This window comes from Curtobacterium sp. PhB136 (assembly GCF_004346855.1).
In the GTDB taxonomy this organism is placed as follows: Bacteria; Actinomycetota; Actinomycetes; order Actinomycetales; family Microbacteriaceae; genus Curtobacterium.
The window spans coordinates 106,726-132,573 of record NZ_SMGH01000005.1 but is presented as its reverse complement, the minus strand read 5'-3'; the positions used below and the strand labels follow the sequence as shown (position 1 = coordinate 132,573).

General features: G+C 73.1%; 25 protein-coding genes. 8 read left to right on the top strand and 17 right to left on the bottom strand.

Annotated elements, in window-relative coordinates:
* Positions 1-42 precede the first annotated feature (42 nt).
* The 4 genes from EDF27_RS07030 to EDF27_RS07015 all read right to left on the bottom strand — a co-directional run bounded on the left by EDF27_RS07030 (position 43) and on the right by EDF27_RS07015 (position 3,109).
* The gene (locus EDF27_RS07030) at positions 43-468 is read right to left on the bottom strand and encodes a DUF1810 domain-containing protein (RefSeq protein ID WP_132047928.1); all 426 of its coding nucleotides are present in this window, start codon (positions 466-468) and stop codon (positions 43-45) included.
* Positions 465-1,262, bottom strand: coding sequence for a DUF2071 domain-containing protein (locus tag EDF27_RS07025; protein ID WP_132047926.1), 798 nt, complete (start codon positions 1,260-1,262; stop codon positions 465-467). Before EDF27_RS07025 ends, EDF27_RS07030 begins: the two co-directional genes overlap by 4 nt.
* Positions 1,259-1,660 (bottom strand): hypothetical protein, encoded by a 402-nt coding sequence (locus tag EDF27_RS07020; protein WP_123655581.1) that lies wholly within the window; start codon positions 1,658-1,660, stop codon positions 1,259-1,261. The genes EDF27_RS07025 and EDF27_RS07020 overlap by 4 nt, the downstream gene beginning before the upstream one ends.
* A gap of 102 nt (positions 1,661-1,762) precedes the next feature.
* Positions 1,763-3,109 (bottom strand): bifunctional phosphopantothenoylcysteine decarboxylase/phosphopantothenate synthase, encoded by a 1,347-nt coding sequence (locus EDF27_RS07015; RefSeq protein ID WP_123655580.1) that lies wholly within the window; start codon positions 3,107-3,109, stop codon positions 1,763-1,765.
* Positions 3,110-3,199: 90 nt separating this feature from the next.
* Between EDF27_RS07015 and EDF27_RS07010 the strand changes: the two genes are divergently transcribed.
* Complete coding sequence (locus tag EDF27_RS07010) at positions 3,200-3,991, top strand: NRDE family protein (RefSeq protein WP_132047924.1); 792 nt, start codon at positions 3,200-3,202, stop codon at positions 3,989-3,991.
* Between the two features lie 203 nt (positions 3,992-4,194).
* Here EDF27_RS07010 and EDF27_RS07005 read toward each other — a convergent pair whose 3' ends face one another.
* On the bottom strand, positions 4,195-5,103 hold the full coding sequence (locus EDF27_RS07005) for an SDR family oxidoreductase (protein WP_132047922.1): 909 nt from the start codon (positions 5,101-5,103) through the stop codon (positions 4,195-4,197).
* Between the two features lie 68 nt (positions 5,104-5,171).
* Between EDF27_RS07005 and EDF27_RS07000 the strand changes: the two genes are divergently transcribed.
* The 3 genes from EDF27_RS07000 to EDF27_RS06990 all read left to right on the top strand — a co-directional run bounded on the left by EDF27_RS07000 (position 5,172) and on the right by EDF27_RS06990 (position 7,971).
* Positions 5,172-6,281, top strand: coding sequence for an LLM class flavin-dependent oxidoreductase (locus tag EDF27_RS07000; protein ID WP_132047920.1), 1,110 nt, complete (start codon positions 5,172-5,174; stop codon positions 6,279-6,281).
* A gap of 259 nt (positions 6,282-6,540) precedes the next feature.
* Positions 6,541-7,164: a hypothetical protein gene (locus EDF27_RS06995; protein ID WP_132047918.1), complete on the top strand. Its 624-nt coding sequence runs from the start codon at positions 6,541-6,543 to the stop codon at positions 7,162-7,164.
* Positions 7,165-7,479: 315 nt separating this feature from the next.
* Complete coding sequence (locus EDF27_RS06990) at positions 7,480-7,971, top strand: pyridoxamine 5'-phosphate oxidase family protein (protein ID WP_165931386.1); 492 nt, start codon at positions 7,480-7,482, stop codon at positions 7,969-7,971.
* Between the two features lie 198 nt (positions 7,972-8,169).
* On the opposite strand, the gene EDF27_RS06985 is transcribed toward EDF27_RS06990, so the two are convergent.
* Positions 8,170-9,408 (bottom strand): hypothetical protein, encoded by a 1,239-nt coding sequence (locus tag EDF27_RS06985; protein WP_123655574.1) that lies wholly within the window; start codon positions 9,406-9,408, stop codon positions 8,170-8,172.
* A 166-nt stretch (positions 9,409-9,574) separates the two neighbouring features.
* Between EDF27_RS06985 and EDF27_RS06980 the strand changes: the two genes are divergently transcribed.
* Entirely contained in the window at positions 9,575-9,958 is a 384-nt protein-coding gene (locus EDF27_RS06980) for a Rid family hydrolase (RefSeq protein WP_123655573.1), read from the top strand.
* Positions 9,959-10,019: 61 nt separating this feature from the next.
* Here EDF27_RS06980 and EDF27_RS06975 read toward each other — a convergent pair whose 3' ends face one another.
* From EDF27_RS06975 to EDF27_RS06955, 5 genes are read right to left on the bottom strand one after another with little or no spacing between them, the layout of a single operon-like run.
* Positions 10,020-11,618, bottom strand: a complete 1,599-nt coding sequence (locus EDF27_RS06975; RefSeq protein WP_132047914.1) for an amidohydrolase family protein — start codon at positions 11,616-11,618, stop codon at positions 10,020-10,022.
* On the bottom strand, positions 11,615-12,301 hold the full coding sequence (locus tag EDF27_RS06970) for a bifunctional 4-hydroxy-2-oxoglutarate aldolase/2-dehydro-3-deoxy-phosphogluconate aldolase (RefSeq protein ID WP_132047912.1): 687 nt from the start codon (positions 12,299-12,301) through the stop codon (positions 11,615-11,617). The genes EDF27_RS06975 and EDF27_RS06970 overlap by 4 nt, the downstream gene beginning before the upstream one ends.
* Positions 12,298-13,263, bottom strand: a complete 966-nt coding sequence (locus EDF27_RS06965; RefSeq protein ID WP_123655570.1) for a sugar kinase — start codon at positions 13,261-13,263, stop codon at positions 12,298-12,300. The genes EDF27_RS06970 and EDF27_RS06965 overlap by 4 nt, the downstream gene beginning before the upstream one ends.
* Positions 13,260-14,087 carry an IclR family transcriptional regulator gene (locus EDF27_RS06960; RefSeq protein ID WP_123655569.1) on the bottom strand — a complete coding sequence of 276 codons (828 nt, stop codon included), beginning with the start codon at positions 14,085-14,087 and terminating at the stop codon, positions 13,260-13,262. The genes EDF27_RS06965 and EDF27_RS06960 overlap by 4 nt, the downstream gene beginning before the upstream one ends.
* Positions 14,087-15,289, bottom strand: coding sequence for an alanine racemase (locus EDF27_RS06955; protein ID WP_165931385.1), 1,203 nt, complete (start codon positions 15,287-15,289; stop codon positions 14,087-14,089). Before EDF27_RS06955 ends, EDF27_RS06960 begins: the two co-directional genes overlap by 1 nt.
* Before the next feature lie 121 nt (positions 15,290-15,410).
* Between EDF27_RS06955 and EDF27_RS06950 the strand changes: the two genes are divergently transcribed.
* Both EDF27_RS06950 and EDF27_RS06945 read left to right on the top strand, forming a co-directional pair.
* The gene (locus EDF27_RS06950; RefSeq protein WP_132047907.1) at positions 15,411-16,817 is read left to right on the top strand and encodes an MFS transporter; all 1,407 of its coding nucleotides are present in this window, start codon (positions 15,411-15,413) and stop codon (positions 16,815-16,817) included.
* Positions 16,818-16,949: 132 nt separating this feature from the next.
* Complete coding sequence (locus tag EDF27_RS06945; protein ID WP_123655566.1) at positions 16,950-17,726, top strand: endonuclease/exonuclease/phosphatase family protein; 777 nt, start codon at positions 16,950-16,952, stop codon at positions 17,724-17,726.
* A 144-nt stretch (positions 17,727-17,870) separates the two neighbouring features.
* Here the strand turns inward: EDF27_RS06945 and EDF27_RS06940 are convergent, their stop codons facing one another.
* The 6 genes from EDF27_RS06940 to EDF27_RS06915 all read right to left on the bottom strand — a co-directional run bounded on the left by EDF27_RS06940 (position 17,871) and on the right by EDF27_RS06915 (position 25,000).
* Positions 17,871-18,542, bottom strand: coding sequence for an ABC transporter permease subunit (locus tag EDF27_RS06940; RefSeq protein ID WP_243698244.1), 672 nt, complete (start codon positions 18,540-18,542; stop codon positions 17,871-17,873).
* Positions 18,539-19,600 (bottom strand): methionine ABC transporter ATP-binding protein, encoded by a 1,062-nt coding sequence (locus EDF27_RS06935; RefSeq protein ID WP_123702224.1) that lies wholly within the window; start codon positions 19,598-19,600, stop codon positions 18,539-18,541. The genes EDF27_RS06940 and EDF27_RS06935 overlap by 4 nt, the downstream gene beginning before the upstream one ends.
* Positions 19,600-20,550 (bottom strand): MetQ/NlpA family ABC transporter substrate-binding protein, encoded by a 951-nt coding sequence (locus EDF27_RS06930; RefSeq protein WP_123702226.1) that lies wholly within the window; start codon positions 20,548-20,550, stop codon positions 19,600-19,602. The genes EDF27_RS06935 and EDF27_RS06930 overlap by 1 nt, the downstream gene beginning before the upstream one ends.
* A gap of 724 nt (positions 20,551-21,274) precedes the next feature.
* Positions 21,275-22,510, bottom strand: coding sequence for a D-arabinono-1,4-lactone oxidase (locus EDF27_RS06925; RefSeq protein ID WP_132047905.1), 1,236 nt, complete (start codon positions 22,508-22,510; stop codon positions 21,275-21,277).
* Positions 22,511-23,066: 556 nt separating this feature from the next.
* Positions 23,067-24,620, bottom strand: coding sequence for an MDR family MFS transporter (locus tag EDF27_RS06920; RefSeq protein ID WP_123702232.1), 1,554 nt, complete (start codon positions 24,618-24,620; stop codon positions 23,067-23,069).
* A gap of 98 nt (positions 24,621-24,718) precedes the next feature.
* Entirely contained in the window at positions 24,719-25,000 is a 282-nt protein-coding gene (locus EDF27_RS06915; protein ID WP_123655560.1) for an acylphosphatase, read from the bottom strand.
* A 147-nt stretch (positions 25,001-25,147) separates the two neighbouring features.
* Between EDF27_RS06915 and EDF27_RS06910 the strand changes: the two genes are divergently transcribed.
* Positions 25,148-25,843, top strand: a complete 696-nt coding sequence (locus tag EDF27_RS06910; protein ID WP_123655559.1) for an NUDIX domain-containing protein — start codon at positions 25,148-25,150, stop codon at positions 25,841-25,843.
* The last annotated feature ends 5 nt before the right edge of the window (positions 25,844-25,848 follow it).

The following is a 25,848-nucleotide window of genomic DNA, read 5'->3' as shown; positions in this document are numbered from 1 at the left end:
ATCGGTCACGATACCTGATATGCGAACGGCGTTCCGGTCGGCTCAGCGTGTGTCGTGTTCCGCTCCGGGCCACCACCGGTCGAGCACCGCGCGGAAGGGCTCGGGACGGTCGGCGACGGCCGCGAACAGGGTCATCGACGACCGGAGCTTCAGTGCGTCGACGCCGCCCATGAGCGCATCGGCGGAACGAGCCGGAGCGGTCGCAGCGGCCTCCGCGACCTCGACCAGGCGCGGCCCGAGCACCGGGTGGGCGAGGTAGGCGCGCGCCTCGTCGTCGCTCCGGATCGCGTACCGCTCGGACATCGCGCTGCGGCCGAGCCCGGCGCGCTGCGGGAAGACGAACCACATCCAGTGCGAGGTCTTCCGGCCACGGCGCAGCTCCGCGAGCGCGACCTCGTGAACCCCCTCCTGCGCGCGGACGAACCGCCCGAGGTCGAACCGCGCGAGGTCGAAGGGATCCGCGCTCACGACACGACCTCGCCCCACGCGTAGCGGACCGTCGTGCCGTCGAGGACCAGGAGCGAGTCCGGCTGCCGGTCGAGCAGCCCCGGCATCCCCACGGCGTCCGGCAGGTCCCCGCCGAGCCGCTCGAGCCGGGCGCTCCGGAGCGTCAACGGGTCGTGCTGCCGCTGCCAGAACACCGTCTGCGTCAGGTACCGCGCGTGGATGCCCGCACGGGTCGTGAGCTCGACCGCGAGCGACGAGTCGTCGACCTCGCCGGCAACGACACGGACGGATGCGGCATGGCGGGGCGGCACCGGGCCTCCGTCCCGGGTGGACCGCGAGCGGCGGGACGACCGCACCACGGCAGCCGGACCCAGCCCGCCCCGGTGCCGGACCGAGCGGTACGTCAGCACGTCCCCACGGCGCTTCGCCCGCGCGTGCGAGAACGTGTACGGCACGCCGAGCAGCGCGTGCGCCGCGACGATCGCCGGCACGTTCCCGGTGTCGACCGTGCGGTACACGACCCCGTGCCGGCCGGCGTCGTCGACGGTCAGGATCTCGATCGTGACCTCGGTCATCGTGCCGAGCCGGCCGGACGGCGGGAACGGCGGGACCCGCGTCTCCCGGAAGACGTAGGCGGACAGCCCGGCCCACGCACTGCCGTCGACGACGTCGGGACGGGTGCCCCGCGGCACGAGCGGCGCGAGCGACTCCGGGTCGTGCCGCCAGTGCGCGAAGACCACGTCGTCCCACGCGTGCACGGTCACGGGGCGGTGCCGGAGCGGCGCGGCTGCCCGGTCCCGCGCGGTCGGGGTCATCCCCGGGGTGCGTGCCGACCGACGCGCAGGGCCCACGCGACGAGCGGCGCCTGCAGGGGGAGGCGCAGCACCGAGACGATGCGCATCGCGCGGCTCGAGCGGGGGCTGTCGAGCAGGTCGCGCGCCATCTTGAGGTTCGCCGGGAACACCGCGACGAACAGGGCCGCCGCTGCCATCCCGGCCGCACGGCGGGTGGCGGGGATGACCAGTCCGGTCGCGATGCCGAGCTCGGCGACGCCGGACGCCAGGGTCGTCACCCGCGGGGGCAGGCCCGCCGGGACGATGCGGTCGTAGCCGCGCGGACGGAGGAAGTGTGTGACGCCGGCGCCGCCGAGGATGACGGCGAGCACGCCGGCCGTCCTGGTGGCGCGTCTGGCGCGTTCGGAGCGTCGTCCCATGCGGTCCATCGTGGCCCGGGCGACGACGGCGGCTCTCAGGTGCGCGGCCGGTCGGCGGACGGCGCGCGGCCGGTCGGCGGACGGTGCGCGGCCCGGCGGCTCTCAGGTCAGGGCGGTCGCGACCAGGTCCAGGAGCACGGTCGCCACCTCGGCCTTGGTGCCCGACGCCTCGCGCACCACCTCGCCGCCGGGGACGAGCACCTCGATGGCGTTCTCCTCGCGCTCGAACCCCTCGGACCAGCCGACGCGGTTCACCACGAGCAGGTCGGCCGGCTTCCGGGCGATCTTGGCGCGGCCGAGTTCGATCCGGGCGTCCCGGTCCGGCTCGGTCTCCGCAGCGAACCCGACGATGACCTGCCCCGTGCGACGGGCGGCGACGAGGTCCGCGAGGACGTCCGGGTTCCGCACGAGCTCGAGCGTCATCCGCTCGCCCTGCGCGTCCTTCTTGAGCTTCTCGCCGAGCACCTCGGCTGGACGGTAGTCGGCCACCGCGGCGGTCATCACGACGACGTCGGCCGCGGCTGCTGCGGCGTGCACGGCCTCGGCGAGTTCGAGCGCGGAGCCGACCGGCACCACGCGGACGTCGAGGTCCGCCGTGAGGCCGCCGTCCACGTTCGCGGCGACGAGGGTCACGTCGGCGCCGCGGGATGCGGCCGCTGCGGCGATCGCGATGCCCTGGCGGCCGCTCGAGCGGTTCCCGACGAAGCGCACCGGGTCGAAGGGCTCGCGGGTGCCGCCGGCGCTGACGACGACGCGGACGCCGTCGAGGTCGCCCTGCTCCCCGCGGGCGCCGGTGCCGGCAGGGCTGCCGGTTCCGGCTGCTCCGGCTTCTCGTGTGGTTCCGGCTGCTCCGGCCTGGAGGCTCGGCTCGACCCCGGCGGATCGGCCCGCGCCCGTCGTGCGGTCCAGCACCGACAGGGCGGCAGCCACGATCGCGTCGGGTTCCGACATCCGCCCGATCCCGGCGTCGTCGCCGGTGAGCGCGCCGACCTCGGGTCCGACGAACGCCACGCCGCGGGACCGCAGCGTCGCGACGTTCGCCCGGGTCGCGGGGTGCTCCCACATCTGCGGGTGCATGGCCGGCGCGACGAGGACCGGGGCCTCGGTCGCCAGGAGCGTCGTGCCGAGCAGGTCTCCGGCGAGACCGGCGGCCATCCGGGCGAGCGAGTCGGCGGTGGCGGGGGCGACGACGACGAGGTCCGCCCGGCGGCCGAGTGACACGTGCCGGACCTCGGCGACCTCCTCGAAGACGCTGGTGGTGACGGGGTTCCGGCTGAGCGCCTCGAGCGTCGGCAGCCCGACGAACTGCAACGCACCCTCGGTCGGGACGACGTGCACGTCGTGGCCGGCCTTCACGAACTCGCGGACGACCTGCACGGCCTTGTAGGCCGCGATGCCTCCGGTGATGCCGACGACGATGGTCCTGCGCGCTGCGGGTGCTCCGTTCACGCCCGCCACGCTACCCGGGCGGGGGCTCGGGTCGCGCGGTCAGCGCACCCGCTCGTCGCGCGGTCAGCGCACCGTGCGAGGATCGACGCCATGTGCACCGTCGTCGTCCGCGTCGAACCCGGTTCGGCGTGGCCCGTCACCATGCTCGCGATGCGGGACGAGTCACCGACCCGCCCCTGGGACCCGCCCGCCGCCTGGTGGCCCGACCGTGACCCGGCACTCCGGGGCGTCCGCGACCGCGAGGCCGGCGGCGCCTGGCTCGCCGCCTCCGACGAGGGCGGGCTCGCCGTGGTGCTGAACCGCTGGGAGGACGTCCCCTCCGCCGACGGCAGCTGGACCACCAGGGGCGTGCTGCCCCTCGACGCCGTCGCGGACGAGCGCTTGCCCGGCCACGACGGCACCCTGCCGACGACGCGTGCGTTCAACCTCGTCCGCGCGACGGCGTCCGGCGCCTCGGTCGTGACGTGGGACGGCGCCGAGGTCCGGACCGTCGAGCTCGGCCCCGGCGTGCACATGATCACCCACGGCGAGCCGGACGACCCCGCGGCGCCGCGCATCGGTCGCTGGCTCGAGCCCTTCCGTGCCGTGGCGGCGCCGAGCGGCCCGCCGGAGCTCGCCCCCTTCGACGAACTCCGTGCCGCCGACGCCGGGACGGACCCGGGCGACGGCTGGAGCCCCTGGTTCGGGCTGCTCGCCGAGTCCGCGGCGCTGCCCTCGGACGACTTGGACGCGATCCTCCGCGACGCCGTCGAGCCCGAGGGGCACTTCGCGACGCTCTCGATCGTGGCCGCCGCGGTCGGGCCGGGCCGCACGGTCCTGCAGCACGCGCGGCTCGCGGACCCGGGCGACATCGACGGCAGCGTCGAGCTCCACCGCGCCTGACGCGCGCCGCGCGGGTCCCCGTACGACACCCTCGCTGTCGTACGACAGCGAGGGTGTCGTCGCGTGCGGGCGCAACCGTCACCAACGCGAACGAACGACACCGCTGATGTCGTACGACAGCGAGGTTGTCAATCCGAGTCACGCCGCAGCGCGCCGCCCGGCCGCCGCACGTGCCCCGCGCCGCGCCGTGCCCCGCGCCCACGTCAGGCGGGCAGGTGCGTCCCCGTGAGGTCCTCCGCGACCGCCCACAGGCTCCGCGCCAGGTCCGCACTCCGTGCCGACCGCGGGATCGAGGCCGTGGTCGCCGGCCCGACGATGCCGAACGGACCCGACGGCCCGTAGTAGGCGCCGCCGGTGGCGTTCGGCCCGACCGCCGCGTACAGGATCGGCTCGCTGCCCTGCGCGACGTCCTGCGTGACGGGCCACGCCCGCTGGCGCGACGCGACGGGCTTCGACCGGCCGAGCGAGCGCCCCGCCGACTGCAGGTTCGTGCGCGTGTAGCCGGGGTGCGCCGCGGTGGAGACGAGCGGCCAGTCGACCTCGACGGAGAGCGTGTGCAGGTGCAGCGCGAGGAGCAGGTCCGCGAGCTTCGACTGCGCGTACGCCCGCCACGGGGAGTACCCGCGCGTCCACTGGAGGTCGTCGAACCGGATCCGTCCGGGGACGGCCGCGATGCTCGACATCGTCGCCACCCGCGGTGCCGAGGCCTTGAGCAGTGCGGGCATCAGCAGGTTCGTCAGGGCGAACGGGCCGAGGTAGTTCGTGCCGAACTGCAGCTCGAACCCGTCGACGGTCTCGAAGCGCTCGGGCGGCGCCATCACGCCGGCGTTGTTGACGAGCACGTCGAGGGGCCGGTCGTCGGCCAGGATGCCCGCGGCGAACCGCCGGACACTCGACAGGTCGGCGAGGTCGAGCTCGCGGACCTCGACGTCGGCGTGCGGGTGCGCCTGGCGGATCGCGGCTGCGGCGTCCTCGCCCTTCGACGGCGTGCGCACCGCGATGACGACGGATGCTCCGGCTTCGGCGAGTCGGGTCGCGGTCTCCTTGCCGGTGCCGCTGTTCGCTCCGGTGACGACGATGCGGCGTCCGGTCTGGTCGGGGATCTTCGGCATGCGCGAGACCGTACACGCGGGCCCTGACTGTGCTAGATTCATGCAAACGCATTCACTTGGAGGTCGCCATGAGCAACGCATTCGGCACCGGTCGTCCGTCGGACGTCCCGCCGCCCGCTCCCGACCGCGTCGGGCCGGTCCAGCTCGGCCTCGACACCTTCGGTGACGTCACCGACCGGCTCGACGGCTCGACACACACCCACGCGGAGAGCATCCGGAACGTCATCGACGAAGCCGTCCTCGCCGACCAGGTCGGCATCGACTTCATCGGCATCGGCGAGCACCACCGCGTCGACTACGCCGTCAGCGCGCCCGAGGTCGTCCTCGCCGCGATCGCCGCACGCACCGAGCGCATCCGGATGGGCTCCGCCGTCACGGTGCTCTCCTCGGACGACCCGGTCCGCGTCTACGAGCGCTTCGCCACGGTCGACGCGATCTCGAACGGCCGCGCGGAGGTCATCCTCGGCCGCGGCTCCTTCACCGAGTCCTTCCCGCTGTTCGGCTACGACCTGTCCGACTACGAGGTCCTGTTCGAGGAGAAGCTGCAGCTCTGGGCTGCCCTCCGCGGCGGCGACCCCGTCACCTGGAGCGGCACGAAGCGCGCGTCGCTGATCGACCAGGACGTCTTCCCCAAGCTCGAGCACGGCCCCATCCCGACGTGGATCGGCGTCGGCGGCTCGCCCCAGTCCGTGATCCGTGCGGCGTCCTACGGCATGCCGCTGTTCCTCGCGATCATCGGCGGGCAGCCCGCCCAGTTCGCGCCGTTCTCCCGGCTCTACCGCCAGGCGCTGACGCAGCTCGACCTGCCGCAGCAGCCGATCGCGATGCACTCGCCCGGGTTCGTCGCCGCCACCGACGAGGAAGCGGCGGAGCGCTACTGGCCGTTCCACAAGGACGTCACCGACCGGCTCGGCCGGGAGCGCGGCTGGCCGCCCCTCGACCTCGCCCAGTACCAGGCCGGGCTCTCCGCCGGCGGGTCGCTGTACGTCGGCTCGCCCGAGACCGTCGCGCGGAAGATCGCGCGCAACATGCGGATCCTCGGGGTCACCCGGTTCGACATGCGGTACGCCACCGGACGGCTGCCGCACGAGGACATGATGCGCTCGATCGAGCTCTACGGTACCGCGGTCGCGCCGCGGGTCCGCGAGCTCCTGGCCGAGCCGGTCCCCGTCCCGTAGACGGCTGGCGCCGCATGGCTGGTGCCGTTCGGCTGGCGCCGCATGGCTGGTGCCGTTCGGCGCGGCACAACCAAAAGCAGTTCGCACCACGGGATTCCGTGGTGCGAACTGCTTTTCGTTGTGCGGTGGTCCGGTGAGGTGGCAATCCGGTGGCGGGCGGCGCGGCGGCGGTCCGACACGGTTCGGGTCGCGCGCGGCCGGGAGGCTCGGGTCGCGCCCGCCACGCGGCCTCACGGGAGCGCCGCGTACCGTCTCCCGCATGCCGTCGCGCCCCAGCACCGTCGAACGTCGTTTCCGTGGTCGGATCATGGGCGTCGGCACGACCTCGGGTGTGCGACTCGTCATCGGGATGTGGGAACGCTCCCCGTTCGGCGCGTTCACGGACGTCTTCGTGGAGCTGCCCGATGGCTCGAGCGTGCTGCTCGCCCCGGACGAGATCGTCGCCGCCTACGTCTCCGGCACCTACCGCTTCGACGCGGTCGACGTCGTCCCGGTCACCGCCCGCCGCACCGCGGCCGGGCTCGAGCTCGACGCCGGCCAGCTCCGCGCGACGATCGACGTCGGCGCGATCTCGCCGCTCGGCCGGGTGCTCCGCATCGTCCCGAAGCGCGTCGCCCGTGACCCGAGGTGGCTCAGCGCGATCGACCCGATCGCCCGGCTCGTCGCGCCCGGTGCCGGCACCGCGGGCTCGGCGGGCGGCGGGCGTCGCGAGTACTACGGCGTGACCGGGGCGCACGACGTGACCGGCGTGCGGGGCACCTGGGCGGGGGAGTCCCTCGGGTCCCTGGCGCCGCTCGACCCGCCCGTGCGGTTCGGCTTCGCGTCGATGCCGCGCATCCCGCAGGTCGTCGACGTCGAGACGACCATCCACGAGCCCGCCTGACCCGCGCGGATCCCGCGCGGCCGCCCTTGACGCGCGCGCCTGCCGTGCCGAGCGCGCGCGCCCGACCGGCACCGGGCCTCCCGGTCGCCGCGCAGCGGGACCACTCCGCCGAAGCGACACTCCTCGTGGTCCGCACACCCGACCACTGTCGCTTTCCGGGACGAGACGGCGAGCCGGCCGCAGGACCGGACGCCGGACGAGACGTGCTGCGCCGGACGCGCCCAGGTCCGAGGGGCAGACTGGCCGGAACGGTACGGCCCCGGGTCCGCCCGGCAACGTCGCGGTGGGTCGGGGCGCACGATGCGAAGGAGCACCATGACCGACACGCAGGCGGACCAGCGCGCCGCCATCTCCGACATCGTCCACGGGGCCCACACGGCCCTCCTGACCACGGTCAGCGAGGACGGCTCCCTGCACGCACGTCCCCTCGCTGTGCAGGACAAGACCTTCCACGGCACCCTGCGGTTCCTCGTGCAGGACGGCAGCGAGAAGGTCGACGACATCGCCAGGAACCCGCACGTCAACGTCGCGATCGAGTCGCAGGGCGGGTACCTGTCCATCGCCGGCACCGCGACCGTGACGAAGGACGACTCCGTGATCGACGAGCTGTGGTCGCCGTTCGCGGAGGCATGGTTCCCGGACGGCCGCGACGACCCGTCGATCCGGCTCCTCACGGTCGAGGGGGAGTCGGTCGAGTACTGGACCCAGGACACCGGCCCCGTGGGGAGCCTGGTGCAGACGATGAAGGCCGCGCTCGGCAAGGAGTCCCAGCCGGACCTCGGCTCCCACGGCACCGTCGAGCTCTAGCGAGACGCGCGTCGCGAGTTGCGGGTCGCCGCCCGCGTCGCGAGACGCCGCCGGCGCCGCGAGACGCCGCCGTCTGCGGCGGCGTCTCGCCCGGTGAGCGGCGTCTCGCCGAGTGCGCGGAGCGCCCGAGTGCGCGGGGCGCCCGAGTGCGCGGGGCGCCCGAGTGCGCGGGGCGCCCGAGTGCGCGGGGCGCCCGGGTCAGGGCGGGCCGAGCAGCCAGAGCACGGCGACGAGCACCGGCTGTCCGGCGAGCGCGCACGTGACGAGCGTCCAGCGCATCCAGGGCTTCGCGACGAGCTCGGGTGACCCGAACAGCGGCGCGAGCGGCATCAGCAGCCGCGGGGTGGACGCCATCGGCAGCGACACCGCGAAGACGTAGAGCGCGTACGCCCCGGAGAAGACGAGCGTCGTGGACCCGAGCTTCCGGGTCGACCGGCGCAGCAACCAGATCGGGTACCCGATCAGCAGCCCGACGACGATGAGCACGCCGCCGACGCCGAGCCACTTCGCGGTGGTCAGGAACCACGGCGTCAGCGGCACGAAGTCCACGCGGCCGATGAAGTTCACCCACCAGGACATCTCCGTCGCCAGGTACGCGTCGGAGCGCCCGGTGACGTGCGACGCGATCACGGGCCACGCGAGTCCCGCGACGACCATCACGACGCCGGACGCCACGACGCGGGCCTGCTCGCGGAGCGGGAACCCGTCGAGCACCCGCGAGTTGCCGCGGCGCAACTGGACCCAGCGCACCAGGGCGACGACCCCGAGCGTCAGCGGCAGCGCGAGCGCGCCCGGCCGGGTGAACGCCGCGGCGACCCCGAGCGCGGTGAGCAGCCCGTACCGCCGGTGCTCGAGCGCCAGGAGCGCCCCGAACACGAGCGCCAGGAACATGCTCTCCGCGTACCCGACCTGCAGCAGGAACGACAGCGGCCCGCACGTGAAGAAGAAGACGGCCCACATCGCCGCGGTGTTGCCGGCGCGTTCGCGGACCAGCCGGTGCAGCAGGAACGCGGCGACGAGGCCGGCGACGAGCGCGATCGCGGGTGCGGCGACCTCGAACGTCATGCCGGTCCACACGGTGACGAACCGGATCGTGAACGGGAAGGCCGGCAGGAACGCCCACGCGTTCTGCGCCACGTGTCCCGCTGTGTCGAGGGGCAGCGTCGTCGGGTACCCGTGCAGGGAGATCTGCTCGTAGTACTGGCCGTCCCACGCGGTCAGGAACCGGAGGAACCCGTGGTCGTTGGTCCAGATCGCGTTTTCCGGCAGCGCCCGCCCGGTCAGCGGGTACACGAGTGCGAGCCAGAGCGTGGAGACCATGCGGCCGCCGAACCAGACGAGCACGACGGCGGCCCACGCGGGCAGGCTCGTGACCGAGTCGATCGCCCGGCGACGGCCGGACGCGATCGACTGCGTGAGGGTTCCGTCGGGCGGCACGCCACGACGATAGTCACGGTGGCTGGGTGACGCACACAGCGCGCCGGTCGGGAGGCACGACACGCGTTGTGCAGTGCGGAAAACGGCCGTCCCGTGGTCGGCCCGCAATGCCCCGCTCGCCCTAGCCTGGGACGACCCGCCCGCAACCCCATCGTGAGGAGCCACCGTGCCGAAGACCGCCATCGTGACCGAGAACGCCCCGAAGCCCGCCGGCCCCTACAGCCAGGGGATCGTCGCGAACGGCTTCCTCTACACCGCCGGCTTCGGCCCGCAGGACCCGGCCACCGGTGCGATCGCCGACGACGTCGCCGGGCAGACGGCCCAGGTGCTGGCCAACGTCGCCGCGGTCCTCGCCGAACACGGTGCGACGCTCGACGACGTCGTGAAGTCGACCGTGCACCTCGAGCACTCGGACCGTGACTTCGCGGCCTTCAACGAGGAGTACGCGAAGCACTTCACCGCGCCGTACCCGGTGCGCACCACCGTGCAGTCGCACCTGGCGAACATCCTCGTCGAGATCGACGTCGTCGCGGTGCTCCCGACCGCCTGAGCGGCCATCCGAGCTGCCCTCGGCGCACTCGCTGGGCTGAGTGAAGGCTCAGCGCCCCCGGTCAGGACACTCTGCGGAGCCCCTGGCCGGGGGTCTCGTGCGTCAGGGCGCCGTCCCGCAGCACGGGGACACCCGCGACGAGGACGTCGTCGATCCCCTCCGCGAGCTGCATCGGGTGGGCGTACGTCGACCGTGCGGCCACGCGCTCCGGATCGACCACGACGAGGTCCGCGACCGCCCCGGCCGTCACCGTCCCCCGCGCGCCGAGTCGGTGGCGCTCGACCGCCGTCGTGGCGAGGTGCCGGGCCACCTCGGCCCAGCCCAGGCGGCCCGGGACCGCGTACTCCTCGAGGTACCGCGCGAACGTGCCGTACGCCCGGGGGTGCGGGTGCGTGCCGACGAAGATCCCGTCCGAGCCCGCCGTGTGCCCGGGCAGCCGGAAGAGCGGGGTGAGCTCGTCGGCGGTCCGCGGGTGTGGCACCCGCATCACGACGGTGACCTGGAGCGCCGAGTCGACGAGGACGTCGAGCGCGAGGTCGACCGGGTCCGTACCGGTCAGCTCGGCCGCTTCGGCGAGGGTGCGGCCCTGCAGCGCGTGGAACTCCGGCGCCGGCACGTGCGAGAGCGTGATCTGCTCCGCCCACCCCGTGCCGAGGTCCGCGCGTCCGAGCACCCGGTCGAGCACGGCGCCGCGGACCCGGGCACGGCCGTCCTCGTCGGCGATGGCCGCCGCGAGGTCGGTGGTGCCCGGACGGGCGAGGTCGGCGGGCAGCAGCAGCATCGACAGGATCGTGCAGCCGCGGGAGTACGGGTACGCGTCGAACGACATCGGCGCTCCGGAACGCTCGAGGTCGGCGAGGGCCTCGACCGCGAGCTCGACGGGCGCGTGCAGGTGCGACACGTGCGCGCGGACCCCCGTCGCGCGGACGATCTCCGCGATCTCGTCGAGGCCAGCCCGGGCGTTCGTCTCGTAGCCGCCGCGCATGTGCGAGACGTACAGCGCGTCCGCATCGGCGACCTCGATGCAGAGCGCCGTGAGCTCCGCCGTGTCGGCGTACAGCCCGGGGACGTAGTCGAGCCCGGTCGCGAGCCCGACGGCACCCGCGTGGAGACCGTCGCGCACCATCGTCCGCATCGCACGGCGCTCCTGCGGCGTCACCGGACCGGGGTCGTCCCCGTGCACCTCGTGCCGGACGGTCCCGGCGGGGACGAGCGTCGCCACGTTCAACGGCGTGGTGCCGTCGTACGTGGCGAGGAGTCCGGCGATGCCGCTGCCGTCGTAGTGGGGGTGGGGGCCGTCGATCGCGGCGAAGTACGTGTCGGCGAACGCACCGCCACCCGGGGCCGGTCCGACGCCGTCCTGCCCGGTGACGATCGTGGTGACGCCCTGCCGCAGGAGCGCGAGCTGCACCTCGGGCTCGAACACGAGCGAGCCGGCGTGCGAGTGCGCGTCCACGAAGCCGGGGAGCACGAGGCGCTCGCCGCAGTCGACGACGGTGGCGCCCGGCGGTGCGGTGATGTCCGGCGCGACCCGGACGATGCGGTCGCCCTCGACGAGGACATCGGCCCGCTCGACGTCGTCGACGCCGGGCGCGGCGCCCGAGTCTGCGGCCGTGCCGACGATGCCGACGACGGAACCGCCGCGGAGCAGCACGGTCATCGGTGCACCGCGGCGACGAGTCGCTCGGCGCGGGCCCGGAGCGCGTCGAGGTCGCCGGAGGTCAGCGCGTCCCCGACCAGCGGCGACCCGAGCCCCACGGCGACGGCACCGGCGTCGAGGTAGTCGCAGGCGTCGTCCACCCCGATGCCGCCGGTCGGGATGACGTCGACGAAGTCCAGCGGTGCGAGCACCTGCTTGAGGAATGCGGGGCCGCCGAGCTGGGCTGCCGGGAAGACCTTCACGGCGCGGGCGCCGAGCTGCCAGGCGCGGACGATCTCGGTCGGCGTCGCCGCGCCCGGGTACCAGCCGAGGCCACGCTCGTGCGCGCGTTCCCCGATGGCCGCGTCGGTGTGCGGACTCACGGCGAAGGTGGCTCCGGCGGCGGCGGCCTCGTCGAGCTGCCGCGTGTCGAGCACGGTGCCGACGCCGATCGCCGCCGCCGTGCCGTACTCCGCCGCGCCCCACGCGATGCCCTCACGCCAGCGCGGGGTGTTCGTGGTGATCTCGATCGCCCGGACGCCGGCGTCGACGAGGGTGCGGATGACGTCCTCGACGTGCTCGCCCGTCCCGCCGCGGAGGATCGCGATGGCCGGTCCGGCCTCGTGGCGGTGCCGCGCGGTCCCGGAGGTGGTGGTGGTGGTGGTCGTGGTGTCGGTCATCGTGTCGTTCTCCATCGTGCTCATCGGTCGACGCGGTCGTGGACGGCGTGGTCGATCCCGGTCACGTCGACCAGACCGAGCGCGGCGGGGTCCGGCCGGCGCCAGTCGCCGTCGACCGTGCAGGCGAGCGCGCCGGCGTCTGCGGCGCGGTCGAGCGTGGCGGTGGGGGAGGCCCCGGCGAGGTCCGCGGCGAGCCAGGCGGCGACGAACGCGTCCCCGGCGCCGACCGGGTCGATCACCGCGACCGGGCTGGCGTGCCGTCGGTACAGCACCCCGTCGATCGACGCGACGGCCCCGCGGGACCCGAGCTTCACGACCGCGCGGCCGTTCGCCAGCGCGGCGAGCTCGTGCGCCAGGGCTTCCTCGTCGTCGTCGCGCTCCGGACGCCCGAGGACCAGCCGTGCCTCGTCGTCGCCGGCGAAGACGACTGCGGCGTGGGCGGCGACGGCGCGGTAGTACGACCGGCCGGTGTCGTCGTCGACGAGCTTCGGGCGGTGGTTGACGTCGAACGACACCGGGACGCCGGCGTCGGCGGCGCGGACGATCGCGGCGTGCACGGTCTCCCGCGCGGTGTCCGAGAGCGCGAGCGTGATGCCGGAGAGGTGCAGGAGCGCAGCGCGTTCGACGAGGCCGGAGGGCACGTCCGCCGGCGTCAGGGCAGCGCCCGCGGAACCCCGGCGGTGGTACGTGACCCGCGTGCGGCCCCCGTCGAGCCGTTCCTTCATCATGATCCCGGTCGGGCGCTCCGGGTCGCGCACGGGGACGACCTCGACCCCCTCGGCCGCGACGTCGGCGAGGACGCGGTCCCCGGCGGGGTCGGCGCCGACCCGGCCGATCCAGGTCGCGTCGACACCGGCGCGGGCGAGGCCGATCGCGACGTTGCTCTCCGCGCCGCCGGTGTCCACGCCCATCGCGTCGAGGTCGGTGACGGCGCCGCGCCCGGCGAGCAGGAGCATCGTCTCGCCGAAGGTCAGGACGCCGGTCACCGGGCACCCCGGGCGAGGGCGAGCTGCGCCGAGGACGACCCGAGCGCGACCGAGATCTCGAGCGCGGTCCGGACGACGCCGCCCCCGAGGTCGCGCACGGCCGAGGCCTTGAACCGGGACGCGAGCCCGGAGATGCTCATCGCGCCGACGACCTGGTTCGCGTGGTCGAGCACGGGGGCCGCGACGCAGCGGATGTCCGGCTCGTTCTCGCGGTCGTCGATGCCGTACCCGCGTTCCCGCGTCCGGCCGATCTCCTGGCGCCAGCGGTCGTCGTCCGTGATCGAGTGCTCGGTCATCGCGGCGGCGGGGTGGGCGAGCACCCGGTCGAGCAGGTCCGGCTCGCCGAACGCCACCATCGCCTTGCCGGACGCGGTGTTGCGCATCGGCAGGCGGTTCCCGATCCGGGAACCCATCCGGACGGTGCCCCGGGTCTCGACCTTGTCGACGTAGACGATGTCGGTGCCGTCCGGGACGACGAGGTGGCACGTCAGCCCGGTCTGTTCGGCCGTGCGGCGGAGGAAGGGCGCGGCGGCGGCGCGGAGGTCGATCCCCTCGAGGTAGCTCTGCCCGAGCAGCAGCGACCCGAGGCCGAGCGTGAAGCCGGCGTCCGCGGTGCGGCGGAGCAGGTCGTTCTCGAGCATCGGGGCCGTCAGCCGCAGCACCGTCGACTTCGAGGTGCCGAGCGCGGTGCTCAGCGTCGTCAGGCTCACCGACGGGTCACCGTTCCGGGTCCGGTCCGCGACGAGGTCGAGGATCCGGAGGCCACGCCGGAGGGAGAGCGCGGCGTTCCGTGCGGGCAGCTCGGGTGCTTCGGCTGTCTGCATCAGAACCACGTCGCGATCGTCTCGAGCACGGTGTCGTCGTCGTCGACGACGTGCACCTGGCGCCACTTGTCGAAGACCGTGCACGGGTGCGAGATGCCGAACACGACGACGTCGCCCGGCGTCAGCGCGACCCCCGTCGCCAGCGCGAGGTAGCAGTGCTGGTCGTCGAGGCGGGTCACGGTGACCGCCCCGGGTGCCGGGACGCGCTGCGCGTCGCGAGCCGAGCCTCCGATCCGGATCTGCCGCACCACCGGGAGACCCTCGTCGAAGGAGATGTCGCGCTTGCCGACCGCGACGAGTGCCAGGCCGGGTTCCGGGCACGACGTGACCCGCCCCCACACCTCGATCGCCGCGCGGAGCGAGCCCTCTGCCGGGTGCCGGTGGAACGGCGTACGTGCCTCGTAGAAGCCGTCGTCGTGGGTGAGGTACGCGCCGGACCGGAGCAGCACGTCGAGGTCGTCCGGGCGGGCCGCGACGGCATCGGTGACGGCGTCGAACCAGGCGCTGCCGCCCATGCTGAGGAGTGCCCGGTCGCCGGTGACGAGCGGTCGGACGCTCGCGGCGATCGCGAGGACGCCGTCGACGTACGCACGGGCCTCGTCCACGCCGGGCAGGCCGCCCTCGTAGCCGGAGACACCGCGGAGGGTCAGGCCCGCGTCGACGGCCCGCTGCGCGATGTCCGAAGCGTTCGCCGCGTCACGGACACCGGTGCGCCCGCCGGGGAACCCGACCTCGACGAGTACGTGGAGCTGCCCGTCGACCGCCGCGGTCGCCGCTGCCGCTGCCGCCACCCCCGCCGCAGAGTCGACGTAGCAGAGCACGTCCGACGCGGGGTCGGCGGAGCGGCGGGACGCGAGCCAGGCGAGCCCTGCGGGGTCGAGGACCTCGTTCGCGACGAGGACGTGGTGGATGCCGTGCTCCCACGCGACCATCGCCTGCTGGACCGACGCGACCGTGACGCCCCACGCGCCGGCGTCGATCTGCCGCACGGCGAGGTCCGGCGACATGTGCGTCTTCATGTGCGGGGCGAACAGGAGCCCGTGCCGCTCGACGTACGCCTGCATCACCGCGGTGTTGTTGACGAGCGCGGAGTCGCGGAGCGTCATCACGGGCAGGTGCGCGGCGTCGAGCACGTGGTGCGGGGTGCTGGCACCCGGGTCCCATGCGCCCTTGGTGCTGACGGTGGCGGGGATGGTCGGCATCGATCCTCCTTCGACGGGGTCCACGCTGCTGCACGGACGATCGTCCGGACAACGCTGTCCGTCCCACCGTTCCACATTGCAGAACAGGCCGCGCGCCGCTGGGCATAGCATTTGTGGTGACATGACGACGACGACATCGGCCAGACGACGGACGGGCAGCACGGCGGTGGCCGTGCTCGTGGCGGGCACCTTCTTCATGGAGCTGCTCGACGGCACCATCCTCGCCACCGCGGCCCCGGCGATGGGACGCGACCTCGGCGTCGACTCCGCGGCGATCGGCATCGCGATCACCGCGTACCTCGTGACGCTGGCGGTGTGCATCCCGGTGAGCGGGTGGCTGACCGACCGCATCGGGTCGCGGACGGTGTTCGTCGGCGCGATCGCGGTCTTCACCATCGCGTCCGGGCTCTGCGCCGCGTCGAACGGGCTGGTGGACCTGACGATCTGGCGCATCGTGCAGGGCATCGGCGGCGCGCTGATGGTCCCCGTCGGGCGGCTCGTCGTGCTCCGGAGCGCCGGGAAGGACCAGCTCGTCACCGCGATCGCGATCCTGACCTGGCCGGCACTCGCCGCGCCGATCATCGCGCCGTTCATCGGCGGCGTCCTCGTCGACACGCTGACCTGGCACTGGATCTTCCTGGTGAACATCCCGCTCGGCGTGATCGCCCTGGTCGCGGCGCTCGTGCTCGTCCCCCAGGAGCGGGCACCGCAGCGCGTGCCGTTCGACTGGCGAGGTTCACTGCTCGCCTGCTTCGGGCTCGGCGCGCTCGTGGTGATGGCGTCGCTCCTCGCACTCGACACCGTGCCCGTCGTCGCCGCGGTCGTCGCGGGCGTCGTCGGGGCGGTCTGCACCTGGCTCGCGATCCGGCACTTCCGGCGGGCGCCGCACCCGATCATGGGACTCGACGCGTTCCGCCTCGAGACCTTCCGGGTGTCGCACGCCGGCGGGAGCCTGTTCCGGCTCGCCGTCTCCGCCGTGCCGTTCGTGCTGCCGCTGCTCTTCCAGGACGCCTGGGGGTGGACCGCGCTCGAAGCCGGGTCCGCCGTGCTCTGGGTCTTCGTCGGCAACCTCGGCATCAAGCCCGCGACGACGCCGTTCCTCCGCTGGTTCGGGTACCGCCCCGTCATCATCGTGTCGTCCGCCGTCGCCGCGGCCACGGTCGTCGCGATGGCGTTCCTCACCCCGGCGACGCCGTTCTGGGTCCTCGCCGTGCTGCTCGTCGTCAGCGGTGCCGCGCGCTCGGTCGGCTTCACGGCGTACAACACCATCGCGTTCGCGGACGTCGAACAGGCCGACATGACCCCGGCGAACACCCTTTCCTCGACGCTGCAGCAGACCGCCGCCGGGTTCGGGGTCGCCGTCGCCGCGGTCGTCATCCGCGCAGCCGCTGGGCTCGGAGGTTCGGGGCCGTACGCGGTCGCGTTCTGGGTGATCGCGGTGCTGCTCGTCGTCGCCTGTGTCGAGGGGATCGTCATGAGCCGGACCGCCGGGGACACCATCCGCCCGGTCCGGCGGGTGCGAGCGTGAACGTTCGTGTCCCTGTCACGCGCCGGAAATCCGGCAGGCGCTACAGTCTCAGCAACTGCTTGCGGACGCCGAGTACCGTTGCCGCGGCAGACTGAGCGGGACGCAGGGACCCGGCTCCGGAAGGAAGGCAGCATGCCCGTGCCAGACCAACAGGGGACCATCCCGATGGACACCGACGTCCAACCCACCACCATCCGCGTCGTCAGCTACAACCTGCGGGAACACGCCGCGAACGGTGAGCTCGCCGCCCTCGCCGAGGCATCGGACGCCGACGTCCTGTGCGTCCAGGAGTGCGACAGCAACGACCTCGCGCCCGCCGTCGGGGGCCTGACCCTCGCCGCGTCGACCAAGGCGAACCGTCTCGGCCTCGCGATCTACAAGCGCGACGACCGCTTCGAGGTGCAGGACTTCAGCATCCACTCGCTGCAGAAGTCCCTGCACGACCGTGTGCTCGCGCCCGCGCACGAACGCCTCATCGCGATGCACCTGCACGACAAGCAGGCCGCGACCGACGTGATCGTGGCGTCGTTCCACGCCTCACCGCTGACGGCGACGAACTCACTGCGGCGCAAGCAGATCGAGGCGGCGCACCAGTTCGTGCGGGACCTGTCGAGCGAGGCTCCGGCGATCATGGTCGGCGACTTCAACTACCCGTGGTTCCAGACGAACCTGCGCCGGAAGATCGAGTCGCACGGCTTCGCGCTCTCGCTCTCCGACCAGCCGACGTACCTGCGCTACCGCAAGTTCACCGGGCACTTCGACTTCGCGACGAGCGTCGGGCTGCACATCGCCGGCGTGGAGACCCTGCCGGCGGGCATCTCGGACCACCGTCCGATCCTGGTGCGGGCGCACTACGAGGCGCCGGGCGCCGCGGCCGCCGACAGCGTCGCCGCCGACAGCGCGGCCTGACGCGTCCGCGCGCCGCGCGTCCGCCCGCGCCGCGCGCCGCGCGCGCCGCGCGGGCGCGCCCGCGCCCCGCGCCCGACGCGCGAGATCGCACTTCGTGTCGCCTCGCTCGAGGGCGGGCGACACGAAGTGCGATCTCGGCAGGGGTCAGCGGCGGAGCGTCGCGCGCGCCAAGCGGTTGCCGATGAACTGCCCGAGCTGCACGATGACGACGATCGCCGCCACCGAGACGTACACGATCCACCAGTCGTAGCGCTGCGACCCGTAGGTGATGGCGTACTCGCCGAGGCCACCGCCACCGACGAGTGCACCCTGCGCGGTCATGTCCACGATGCCGATGAAGATGAACGTGTACCCGAGGATGAGCGGCCCGAGCCCCTCCGGGATGAGCACCGTCAGCAGGATCGAGACCGGGTGCGCTCCCGATGCCCGCGCGGCCTCGACCACGCCGGGGTCCACCGCCAGCAGGTTCTGCTCCACGATGCGGGCGACCGCGAACGCCGCCGCCAGCGAGATCGCGAACGTCACCGCGGGGACGCCGATCGTCGTCTGCACCACCACGCGCGAGAGCGGGGCGATCGCGGCGAGGAAGATCACGAACGGGATCGGGCGGACGATGTTCACGAGCAGGTTGATGACCGTGTACGCGGTGCGGCTGCCGAGCAGGTTGCCCGGACGCGTCGCGTACAGCGCCAGGCCGAGCGCCAGACCGATGAGCCCGGCGATGACCAGGGACACCAGCGACATCACGATCGTGTCGCGCACCGAGGACAGGAAGACGTCGAACGTGTCGATCACGCTCTGGAAGGAGTTGTTCACGCGCCTGCCTCCTCGTCGGTCGTGACGCCGCCGGAGCGGAGCGCCGCCACGGCGTCGTCGATGGCGGAACCAGAACCAGAACCAGCACCAGCACCGGGCCCGGTCAACTCGTACGTCAGCGACCCGATCCGGCGCTCCCGGATCTCGCCCACCCCGCCGTACACGAGCTCGGCGGTGACCCCGGCGGACCGGAACACCGCGTCGATGCGGTTCTGCAACCGGGCCTCGTCGGTGATCTGCACGGTGACGAGCCGCCCCGGGTGCCGCTCCCGCAGCCGCGCGAGCGTCTCGGGGGAGGGCCGGTCGTGCAGCGCGGTGCGGACGAAGCGCTTCGTCGCGGCGTTGGCCGGCGTGGAGAACACGTCGTAGACGTCCCCGACCTCGACCACGCGGCCCTGCTCCATGACGGCGACGCGGTCCGCGATCTGCCGGACGGCGTCCATCTCGTGCGTGATGACGATGATCGTCACACCGAGCTCCCGGTTCACGCGGCGGAGGAGCGCGAGCACCTCGGACGTGGTCTCCGGGTCGAGGGCGCTCGTGGCCTCGTCGGCGAGCAGCAGTTCGGGGTTCGAGGCGAGCGCCCGGGCGATGCCGACGCGCTGCTTCTGGCCGCCGGAGAGCTGCTCCGGGTACGCGTACGCCCGGTCGAGCAGTCCGACGAAGTCGAGCAGCTCGGCGACACGGCGGTCCCGTTCTTCCTTCCCGACACCGGCGACCTTGAGCGGGTACGCCACGTTGCCGGCGATGGTGCGGGAGCGGAACAGGTTGAACTGCTGGAAGATCATCCCGATGCGGCGACGCGCCAGACGGCGATCCCGCTCGGGGATCGCCGTCAGCTCCTGGCCCGCGACCGTGACGGTGCCCGAGGTGGGCAGTTCGAGGGCGTTGACCAGGCGGACCAGGGTGGACTTGCCGGCACCGGAGTAGCCGATGACGCCGAGGACCTCACCCTGCTCGACGTCGAGGGACACGTCCTCGACGGCGACCACGGTCTCGCCGGTGTCGGCGCGGCGGTAGCTCTTGGAGACGCCGCGGAGTTCGACGAGGGCAGCCACTACTCCGTTGCCGCCTTCGCGTCCTTCTCGACCGCCGCGAGTTCCTTCTGCAGGGTCGCAGCGCTCTCGTCGCTCGGCACGGCGTCCGGGTAGTCCTTCGCGAAGACCTTCTGCACGGCGTCGTCCTGGAACAGCTTCGCCAGTTCGAGGTAGGTCTTGTTCGTCTTGTCGGCGTCACGCACCGCGAACACGTTCACGTACGGGGCGGCCGATGCGCTCTTCGGGTCGTCCTGGAAGATCGCGTCCTTGGTGTCGAGCCCGGCCGAGGTGGCGTAGTTCACGTTGACGATCGCGCCCTCGACGGAACCCTGCTGCAGCGCGTTCGCGGTCTGCGAGGCGTCGAGCGTCTGCACGTCGACCTTGTGCGAGGTGATGTCGGCGACGGTGGAGAACGCGTTGCCGCCGTCCTTGAGCGTCACCAGGTCAGCGGCCTGCAGGACCAGGAGCGCCCGCGCCTCGTTGATGGCGTCGTTCGGGATCGCGACCTTGGCGCCGTTGCTGAAGTCCGCGACGTCCGAGACCTTGGTGGAGTACAGCGGCAGCGGGTAGACGGCCGTCGCACCGATCGGCTGCAGGTCGTCGTCCGAGGTGACGTTGTAGTTCGCCAGGTACTGGATGTGCTGGAACTGGTTGATGTCGATCTGCTTGTCCTTGAGCGCAGGGTTCGGCAGCGAGTAGTCCGAGAAGTTCTGCAGCTTCACCGTGACGTTGAGCTGCGACTTCGCGAGCTTCACGTACGTGTCCCAGTACGGCAGCGACTTGTCCGAGACACCGATGGTGACCGTCTTCGGCGCGTTGCCCGAGGACGCGGCGCTCGAGTCGTCGCCCCCGGAGCGGACGGCGACCGCGACGACGGCGATGATGATGGCGACGACGACGATCGCCGCGGCGACGATCCAGCCGATCGGGCGCTTGCGCTTCGGCTTGTCGGGCAGTGCGGGTGCGGTCATGGGGTGCTCCTCGTGGGGCGGGCCTCGCGGGCCGTGCAGTGGGGGTCACACGCTCGTGGACTGACACGAGTGTGACGGCCAGCGGGGGCACGGTCGACTTGCGTTCCGCCGTGTTACACACCGGGACGCGCGCAGCTGCCGCCGGGCAGACTCGGACGGGTGCGCAGCATCGAACTCGTCCTCGACGACCCCTCGGACGCTGCGGTCCGGACGCTCTGGCAGACGCTCGTCGCCGCGGAACTGCCGAGTCTCGGGCACTCCGGCACGAACGACCCACACGTGACCCTCGCCGCGGGGGAGTCCCTGCCCGTCCCCACCGGCTTCGACACGGCCCTGCCCGCCGAGCTCCGCGTCGCCGGGGTCCTGCTCTTCCCCGCCGGGCCCGGTCGGCACGTGCTCGGCCTCGGCGTGGTCGTCGACAAGCCCCTGGCGCGGTTCCACCAGGCCGTTCACCGCGCGGCTCCCGGCTCGCTCGACCCCGCCGCCCGGGACGGTGGGCGCCGCACGTCACCCTGGCCCGCCGCATCCGGGACGTCGACCTGCCCGCGGCGCTCCGGGCGCTCACGGCGGCGGGACCGCTCCCCGAGGTGCTCACCGTCGGCGGCCTCCGGCACTGGGACGGGCAGGCGAAGGTGGTCACCCACCTGCCGTGAGCGGCGGGGCGGACGTGGGCAGTGCCTCCCGTCCGGTGGTGGGCCGGGATGCACCGGACGGGAGGCTCGGGTCAGGTCCGCAAGGACCGCTCGCCGAAGGCGGACGCGAACGTCCGGTCCGGGTCGGCCCGGGCGACCAGCTCGCGGAACGCGGGGAGGCGCGGGTACAGGGCGGCGACCGCGTCGCCGTCGAGCGAGCTCATCTTGCCCCAGTGCGGGCGGCCACCGAGGGGTGCGAGGCGGGCCTCGAGGTCGGGCAGGAGCGCCGCGACCTCCTCGGGGTGCTTCTTCCAGGTGAAGGCGATGCAGAAGACGTCCTCGCCCTGCGACGGGCTGAGCCAGAGGTCGTCGGCGGCCATCGTCCGGAGCTCGGCGACGTGCAGGTGCGGCTGGATGCGATCGGCGAGCCCGCGGAGGGCGTCGAGCGCTGCCGCGGCGTGGCGGAGCGGGACGAAGTGCTCGCTCTGCACCTCGGAGCCGTGTGAGGGGACGGAGTCGATGGGAAAGTGCGGCAGCCGGTCCCACCACGGGCCCATCGAGCCGTCCCGGGCGGTGCGGGAGGCGTCGCCCGGGGTGCCGGGGAGTCGTGGTGCGCCGAACAGGTCGTCGGGCACGTGTTCGGCGCGGCTCTTCACGAGCACCTCGCCGATCTCGTCGCCGAACCGGGTGTACGAGCAGACGGAGTACCCGGCGGCGTGGATCTCGGCGACGTGGTCGAGGAACGTGCGCCACGGGAACGGGCCGTACGAGTCCTGTCGCATCAGGTAGGTCGGCTGCACCTCGAGCGTGACGCGGGTGACGATGCCGAGCAGGCCGAGGTGCATGACGCTGCCCGGGCCGTCGGGGTCCTCGCGGTGCACGGTGCGGGTCGTGCCGTCGGGGCCGAGGAACTCGAGCGCGCGGACGGCGGTGCTCAGCGAGCCGAGCGTCGTGCCGGAGCCGTGCGTACCGGTCGCGATCGCGCCGCCGACCGAGATGTGCGGCAGCGAGCCCAGGTTGTGCAGGGCGAGGCCGGCCGCGTCGATGTCGGGGGCGACGACGCCGTAGCGGGTGCCGGCGCCGAGTGTCGCGGTGCTCCTGCCGGCTCCGTGCTCGATCGCCAGGTCGGTCGGGATCGCGGTGAGGTCGAGCAGCACGCCGGGGGTGTCCGCGACGTCGTTGAACGAGTGCCGGGTGCCGAGGCCGTGGACGCGGGGCTCGCGCGCGACGATCTCGGCGGCCTGCTCGACGGAGGTCGGGCGTTCGACGCGCTCCGCCGTGTACGTCACCGTGCCGGACCAGTTCAGTTCGCTCGTCGTCGACCGCATGCGCCCACGATGCCACGCGCCCCCGTGCGCGCGGCGCGGCCGGCGCGGCGGCGCGGCCGGCGCGGCGCGGCGCGGCGCGGCGGGCGGCTGCCGCGCGGCGGCGCGGCAGCCGCGCCGCGCACCGTGGTGCGGAATGCCTCCGCACAACGGAAACCGCGCCGAACCACGGAAGTCCGTGGTTCGGCGCGGTTTCCGTTATGCGAGCGCCGAGCGCCGAGCGCCGAGCGCCGAGCGCCGAGCGCCGAGCGCCGAGCGCCGAGCGCCGAGCGCCGAGCGCCGAGGCCGCGCGCCGCGGCCGCGGCCGCCTCGGCGGCGCCGCGGCGGGCGTGCGCCGACCGCGCCGACCGCGCACCGCAAAACGCACCGCGCACCGCGCACCGCGCACCGCAAAACGCACCGCGCACCGCGCACCGCGCATGCGGTGCGTTGTGCGTCCGCACAACGGAAACCACCGCGAACCACGGAAGTCCGTGGTTCGCGGTGGTTTCGGTCGTGCGAGCGCGACACCGCCGAGCGGAGCGCGCGCCGCGCCGCGCCGCGGCGCGCGCCGGCCGCGCTAGTGCGCGGCCGGGGGCGTCGGCGCGCCCTCGGGCGTGACGGGCTTCCGCACGAAGACGGCCGTCAGGATCCCGAACAGGGAGATGATCCCGCCGACGAGGAACGCCGTCTTCACGCCGGACGCCGTCGCCGCGGCGAGCCCGTCCGCGCCGGAGCCCGCCGTGGCCGTCGCGGCGCCGATGGTCAGCAGCGTGACGAACAGTGCGGTGCCCGCAGCACCGGCGAGCTGCTGCGCCGTACCGAGCACCGCGCTGCCGTGCGAGTAGAGCTTCGGGGGCAGGCCGCCGAGCGCCGCGGTGAACAGCGGCGTGAAGGTCAGCGCCAGGCCGATGCTCAGGACGACGTGTGCGCCGAGGACGAACCACACGCTGGTGTCGGTGCCGACGGTGGACAGCGCCCACATCACGAGGCTGATGATGATCGTGCCCGGGATGAGCAGCACCCGCGGACCACGACGGTCGTAGATCCGGCCGACGATCGGGGAGAGCAGCCCCATCAGCAGGCCACCGGGGAGCAGCAGCAGTCCGACGTTCAGGACGTCGAGCCCGAGAACGCGCTCCAGGTAGATCGGCAGCAGGATCAGCGTGCCGAGCATCACCAGGAAGCTCAGGCCCATCCCCACGATCGGGACGGTGAAGCCCTTCGTCTGGAACGTCCGGAGGTCGAGCAGTGCGCGGTCGCTCCGCTGCAGCCGGGTCTGCCGGAGGATGAACAGCGTCAGCGCGACGGCTCCGACGACCAGGGCCGTGATCGGGACGACCGGGCCGGTGGTGGCGATCTCGCCGATGCTCGACAGGCCGTAGACGACCCCGCCGAACGCGAAGGCCGACAGGACCACGGAGAACACGTCGAGCGGAGCCGTCCGCGGGGTGCCGACGTTTCGGACCTTCACCATGCCGAGGATCAGCGCCGCGATCGCGATCGGCAGCACGAAGCCGAAGAGCCAGCGCCACGAGAACGCGTTGAGGATCAGCCCCGAGATCGTCGGGCCGATGGCGGGCGCGACCGAGATGACGATCGAGATGTTGCCCATCACGCGGCCGCGGTGTGCGGGCTCGATCAGGGTGAGGACCGTCGTCATGAGGAGCGGCATCATGATCGCGGTGCCGCTGGCCTGCACGACACGGCCGACGAGCAGCATCGTGAACCCGGGTGCGAGCAGCGCGATGAGCGTGCCGGCGGAGAACAGGCTCATCGCCCAGACGAACACCGGCCGCGTGTTGAAGCGCTGCAGCAGGAACCCGGTGATCGGGATGACGACGGCCATCGTGAGCAGGAACCCGGTGGTGAGCCACTGCCCGGTCGCGGCGCTGATGTCGAGGTCGTCCATGAGCCGCGGGAGCGCGACGCCCATGATCGTCTCGTTGAGGATCACGACGAAGGCGGAGACCAGCAGCAGGCCGATCACCAGCCGGTCGTCAGCTGCGGACCGCACCGGCTGCGACCCACCGCCCTGCTGGCGCGAGCCCTCCTGGCGCGAGCCCTGCTGGCGCGAGCCCTGCTGCGGGACGGCGCCCGTCCGCGGCGCGGCGTCGGTGGCGTGGTCGGTCATGGAGGCTCCGAACGAGAGGGGAGTGGGCGAGGACGAACGGTGCAGCACCTGAACGAACTCGATTATTCCGCGCCGCACCGACATCGCCGGATGGACGCTCAGTGCAGGATGTCGAACGTCTCCACGTCCCCGTGCGGCACGACCGCCCTGGTCGTCACCTCGGTGACGGTCGCCGTCGGCGGTCCGCTGCGCAGCATCTCGATGAGCGCGTCGACCGCCGGCGAGGGCCCCTCCGCCTCGACCTCGACCGTTCCGTCGAAGAGGTTCCGAGCGTAGCCCGCGAGTTCGAGCCCGTCGGCCTTGCGTGCCGTCCAGTAGCGGAACCCGACCCCCTGGACGGTCCCCGTCACGACGGCGTGCACCCTGGTCACCGTTGTCATGTCGCCACCGTATGCCTGGCGGGTTTCTGGGCGGTCACCGGAGTTTTTCGGTGTGGAGACGGTTTGTTTCGGCAACGTGTCAGCGTCGGCCGGTCCCGGTGATAGAGTCGGCTCAACCCGAACACTTACAGTCAGAAAGACCAGAACATGGCAGACGACATCCGCGTCGCGGTCTCCACCGTGATCGTCGCGCTGCGCCCGCACCCCGACACCGGGGCGCCCGCGCTGTGGATGCCGCTCGTCCGCCGCACGACCGAACCGCACGAGGGATCATGGGCGCTCCCCGGCGGCTGGGTGCGTCCGGACGAAGGGCTCGAGGACTCCGCGGCGGCGCGCCTCCGCGAGACCACGAACGTGCAGCCGCGGTACCTCGAGCAGCTCTACGCGTTCGGCGACGTCGACCGCTCCCCGACCCGGGTCGTCTCGATCGTGTACTGGGCTCTCGTCCGCCCGGACGAGGCGAGCTCGGTGCCGGAGGACTGGAACGTCCGCTGGTTCCTCGCCGACGAGCACCCGCCCCTGGCGTTCGACCACGACCGGATCGCCGAGTACGCGCTCTGGCGGCTCCGCAACAAGATGTCGTACTCCCGGATCGCGCAGGCGTTCCTCGGCGAGCGGTTCACCCTCGCCGAGCTCCGGGCGGTGTACGAAGCCGTCCTCGGCCGCACCCTCGACCCGGCGAACTTCCGCCGGCAGGTCGCGCAGTCCGACGCGGTGATCGCCACCGACGAGACCACGAGCGGGGACCGGCACCGCCCGGCCCGGCTGTACCGCTCGAACCCCGACCTGGCCTACGCGGACAACGGCCCGCTGCAGCAGGGCACGAAACCGCAGAACCGATAGGAACC